Source organism: Phenylobacterium sp. (assembly GCF_036264965.1).
Taxonomy (GTDB): domain Bacteria; phylum Pseudomonadota; class Alphaproteobacteria; order Caulobacterales; family Caulobacteraceae; genus Phenylobacterium.
Genome location: NZ_DATAPY010000173.1, coordinates 1 through 4,410, shown reverse-complemented (window position 1 = coordinate 4,410; position 4,410 = coordinate 1). Strand labels below are relative to the sequence as shown.

The 4,410-nt window shown below is 68.1% G+C and carries 5 protein-coding genes and 1 pseudogene; 3 read left to right on the top strand and 3 right to left on the bottom strand.

Annotation, left to right across the window (positions count from 1 at the left end; genetic code table 11):
• The 3 genes from VHS75_RS22685 to VHS75_RS22675 form a co-directional block, all read right to left on the bottom strand.
• Positions 1-715, bottom strand: a 715-nt coding sequence (locus VHS75_RS22685) for an MBL fold metallo-hydrolase (RefSeq protein ID WP_329640903.1), incomplete at its 3' end; no start/stop codon positions are given.
• Complete coding sequence (locus tag VHS75_RS22680; protein WP_329640902.1) at positions 715-1,071, bottom strand: GFA family protein; 357 nt, start codon at positions 1,069-1,071, stop codon at positions 715-717. The genes VHS75_RS22680 and VHS75_RS22685, both read right to left, overlap by 1 nt.
• Before the next feature lie 61 nt (positions 1,072-1,132).
• Positions 1,133-1,606, bottom strand: coding sequence for a PaaI family thioesterase (locus tag VHS75_RS22675; protein ID WP_329640901.1), 474 nt, complete (start codon positions 1,604-1,606; stop codon positions 1,133-1,135).
• A gap of 91 nt (positions 1,607-1,697) precedes the next feature.
• Between VHS75_RS22675 and VHS75_RS22670 the strand changes: the two genes are divergently transcribed.
• The 3 genes and pseudogenes from VHS75_RS22670 to VHS75_RS22660 all read left to right on the top strand — a co-directional run.
• Positions 1,698-2,894 carry an acetyl-CoA C-acetyltransferase gene (locus tag VHS75_RS22670; RefSeq protein WP_329640900.1) on the top strand — a complete coding sequence of 399 codons (1,197 nt, stop codon included), beginning with the start codon at positions 1,698-1,700 and terminating at the stop codon, positions 2,892-2,894.
• A 3-nt stretch (positions 2,895-2,897) separates the two neighbouring features.
• Positions 2,898-4,046, top strand: a complete 1,149-nt coding sequence (locus tag VHS75_RS22665; RefSeq protein WP_329640899.1) for an acyl-CoA dehydrogenase family protein — start codon at positions 2,898-2,900, stop codon at positions 4,044-4,046.
• 88 nt (positions 4,047-4,134) lie between these two features.
• A pseudogene (locus tag VHS75_RS22660) lies at positions 4,135-4,410 on the top strand (acyl-CoA dehydrogenase family protein); the annotation flags it as partial.

The following is a 4,410-nucleotide window of genomic DNA, read 5'->3' as shown; positions in this document are numbered from 1 at the left end:
CCTTGCCGGGCGTCGTGGTCATCTCGATGTGGGCGCCCAGGATGTGGCTGACGCGGCGGTCCTTGGTGAAGGCCGTCACCCGATCGATGCTGGCCTTGTAGTCGGCGAAGTCATTGGCCGGCACATAGAGCCGCCCCGGATAGAGCGTGTCGCCGGAAAGCAGCAGGCGCGTGTGGCGGTCGAAGACCATGATGTGCGAGGGGTGGTGGCCAGGCGTGGGCACGATGTCCAGCACGCGCCCGCCCAGGTCGAAGCTTGCGATCTGGTTCGGCCAGTCGGCGATCTTGAAGAAGGCCGCCACCTCCGGCGCCGTCCAGCCGACCACGACGGTGTCGGGCCGGTCCTTGAACTCCACGTCGCCCATGCGGTGGTCGCCGTGGCTGTGGGAGTGGGCGACAACCAGGGCGATCGAAGTGCGATGGTGCGCCTTCAGCCAGTCGGCGATGACGCCGTCGATGGTCGGGCGGACCTTCAGGCCGCCGGCGCCGGTGTCCAGCAGCAGCACCCGGTCCTTGCCGAACAGCAGGTAGAGGAAGGGCGCCTCGAAGTTGGTTTTCACCGACTGGCGGATGACGAAGGTGTCGGCGTCATAGGCTTGGATCTGCATCTGCGGCTCGCTGGCGGTCCCGTCGATCCACGGCTGGAACAGCGGCTTGGCGAGAGCCATGCCGGGCAGGGCCAGGATGAGGGCCAGGACGGCGGCGGCGAGTTTCATCACTCGTCCAGGTATTTCCAGGTGTCGGCGCCGTCGAAGTGGCGGATGCGCATGGCGGGCCAGTCGATGTCATCCATCAGCCGCGCATTGATCGCCATCCGCTCCTGGGCGCCGTCCAGGCTCTGCCAGTGGGTGGTCACCCCGCAGGCCTTGCAACGATGGAAGGCCAGCATCCGGTCACCCCAGACGTAGGGCTGGGTCGAGCCCGGCTTGGGCAGGCCGACTTCGGAGGGCTTGTAATAGGCCCAGCGCGCGGCGAGCCGGCGGCAGATCGAGCAGTTGCACTCGGTCACCGCCTTCGGCGCGTCGGGCGCCGTCAGCTTCACGGCCCCGCAATGGCAGGCGGCCTCAATCATCCTGGTCCTCCGTACCCGGTCTATGGGGGACGAAGCGCCGGGGCCTGTCCAGTCCGGATATCTAGGTACGCCGAGGGGTCTTTTTCAGGACCGAGGAGAAACTCATCATCGGCTCGCCGCCAGCCGAAGCGTTGGAGATGATCCCGCGCAAGAAGACCATGGAGCGACCGGCCTTCACCACCTCGCCCGTGCACTCCACGATGTCGCCGACGCCGCACGAGCCCACGAACTCGCCGTTGAAGGTGGCGGTGACGCTGCGGACGCCGGCGATGGCGTCGCCGGCGATCCAGAACAGGCTGAAGTCGGCGAAGGTCATGACGCAGCCGCCGTGCATGAACATGCCGCCGTTCATGTGCTTCTTCTCAGCCTTGAAGGCGCAGATCCGGCGGCCCTCACCATCCTCCCGGCAGTAGAACGGCCCGGCCAGGTCCTCGAACGGATCGCCGCCCGGATACTGGCTCCAGCCGGCCCACTCGCCCTCGGTGACGACCGTCAGCTTGGACGCGTAGTTGTCGATGGTCTCGCTGCCGTCCATCTGTCCTCCAAGCCGCCGTCGAAGCGTTTGCTCCCAGCGGTTTCAAACACTAGTTTGCCGGGCCGCCACAAGCCAATCGGAACCCGCCACCATGAAGCGCGCCGCCATCGTCTCTCCCATCCGCACGCCCGTCGGCAAGTACCTGGGCGCGCTCTCCGACATGACCGCGGGCGAGCTTGGCGCAGTGGTGCTGAAGGCGCTGGTCGAGCGCACCGGGATCAACCCCGAGAAGATCGACGACGTGATCTTCGCCCAGGGCTACGCCTCGGGCGAGGCGCCCTGCATCGCGCGCTATTCGGCGCTCGCGGCGGGCCTGCCGATCGAGATCCCCGGCTACCAGCTCGACCGACGCTGCGGCTCCGGCCTGCAGGCGGTGGTCGATGCGGCGATGATGGTGCAGACCGGCGTGGCCGACGTGGTGATCGCCGGCGGCGTCGAGAGCATGAGCAACGCCGAGTACTACACCACCGACATGCGCAAGGGCGCGCGCGCCGGCTCCGTGACCATGCACGATCGCCTGGCCCGCGGGCGGGTGATGAGCCAGCCGATCGAGCGCTTCGGGGTGATCTCAGGCATGATCGAGACGGCCGACAACCTGGCCCGCGACTACCAGATCAGCCGCGAGGCGTCGGACGAATACGCCGCCATGAGCCACCAGCGCGCGGCGGCGGCCTGGGCGGCGGGCAAGTTCGACGACGAGCTGGTGCCGGTCTCGGTGAAGCAGAAGAAGGGCGACCCGATCGTCTTCGCCATGGACGAGGGCGTGCGCGCCGATGCGACCGCCGAGAGCCTCGGCAAGCTGCGGCCCATCGAGAAGGACGGCGTCGTCACCGCCGGCAACGCCAGCCAGCAGAACGACGCCGCCGCCGCCTGCCTGGTGGTCGCTGAGGACAAGCTGGAAGAACTGGGCCTGGAGCCGATGGGCTGGTTCGTGAGCTGGGCCGCGGCCGGCTGCGATCCGTCGCGCATGGGCATCGGCCCGGTGCCGGCGGTGAAGCGCCTCTTCGAGCGCACCGGCCTGGGCTGGAACGACATCGATCTCGTGGAGCTGAACGAGGCCTTCGCGCCGCAGGTGCTGTCGGTCTTGAAGGGCTGGGGCTGGGACGAGCGCGACCGGCTGAACGTCAACGGCTCGGGCATCAGCCTGGGCCACCCCATCGGCGCCACCGGCGGGCGCATCCTCGCCAATCTGCTGCGTGAGCTGCAGCGCCGCGACGGCAAGTACGGGCTTGAAACCATGTGCATCGGCGGCGGCCAGGGCATCGCCGCGATCTTCGAGCGCGCCTGACCCATGGCGCTTGATCTCGAGACCCGCGAGCAGCTGATCGACACCGTCCGCCGGTTCGTCGCCGAACGCTTAAGGCCCCTGGAGGCCAAGGTGGCGGAAGAGGACGCCATGCCGCCTGAGCTGATCGAGGAGATGAAGGCGCTGGGCCTTTTCGGGCTCTCGATCCCCGAGGAATACGGCGGCCTGGACCTCTCGATGGAGGACGAGTGCCTGGTGGCGGTGGAACTGGGCCGCACCAGCCCGGCCTTCCGCTCGGCGTTTGGCACCAACGTCGGCATCGGCAGTCAGGGGCTGGTGATGTTCGGAACCGAGGATCAGAAGCAGAAATACCTGCCGGGCATCGCGTCCGGCGAGATCATTACTTCCTTCGCGCTCACCGAGCCGGAAGCCGGGTCCGACAGCGCCAATGTCCAGACCCGCGCGATCCTCGACGGCGACCACTACGTCCTGAACGGCTCCAAGCGGTTCATCACCAATGCCAACAAGGCCGACCTTTTCACGGTCATGGCGCGCTCCGATCCGGAGAAGCCCGGCGCCGGCGGCGTCTCGGCCTTTCTGGTAGAGCGCAATCTGCCGGGCCTGTCGGTCGGCAAGCCCGAGAAGAAGATGGGCCAGCAGGGCGCCCACATCTGCGACGTGATTTTCGACAATGTCCGCGTGCCGGTCGCCAACCGCTTGGGCCGCGAGGGCGAGGGCTTCAAGGTCGCCATGCAGGTGCTGGACCGTGGCCGGCTGCACATCTCGGCGGTCTGCGTCGGCGTGGCCGAGCGGCTGATCAAGGACTGCGTCGCGTACATGTCCGAGCGCAAACAGTTCGGCCAAGCCCTGTCCAACTTCCAGCTGCTGCAGGGGATGATCGCCGACAGCAAGACCGAGAGCCTGGCGGCCAAGGCGCTCACCCTGGAGACCGCCCGCAAGCGCGACGCGGGCCAGTCGGTGACCATGGAGGCCGCGGCGGCCAAGTATTTCGCCTCGGAGATGGTGGGCCGTGTGGCCGACCGGGCGGTGCAGATCTTCGGCGGGGCCGGCTATGTCGCCGATCACGGGATCGAGCGCCTCTACCGCGACGTGCGCATCTTCCGCATCTACGAGGGCACCAGCCAGATCCAGCAGGTCGTCATCGCCCGAGAGACCCTGAAGCGCGGGGGTTGAGGGTGTGATGGGCAGCGGGGGCGGGGACAGGTTTCCGCGGGTCCTGATCGTCACCGGCGCCATGGCGGCCGGAAAGTCGTCGGTGTCGCAGGGGCTGGCCGAGCGGCTGCTGGTCGACTGCGTGGCCTATGCCTCCGAGCGCAAACAGTTCGGCCAGGCGCTGAGCGGCTTCCAGCTGGTCCAGGCGATGATCGCTGACAGCAAGACCGAGGCGATGGCCGCCCGCGCCCTGCTGCTGGAGAGCGCCCGCAAGCGCGACGCCGGCGAGAACGTCACCCTGGAGGCGGCCGCCGCCAAGTACTTCGCTTCCGAGATGGTCGGCCGCGTCGCCGACCGCGCCGTGCAGATCTTCGGCGGCGCCGGC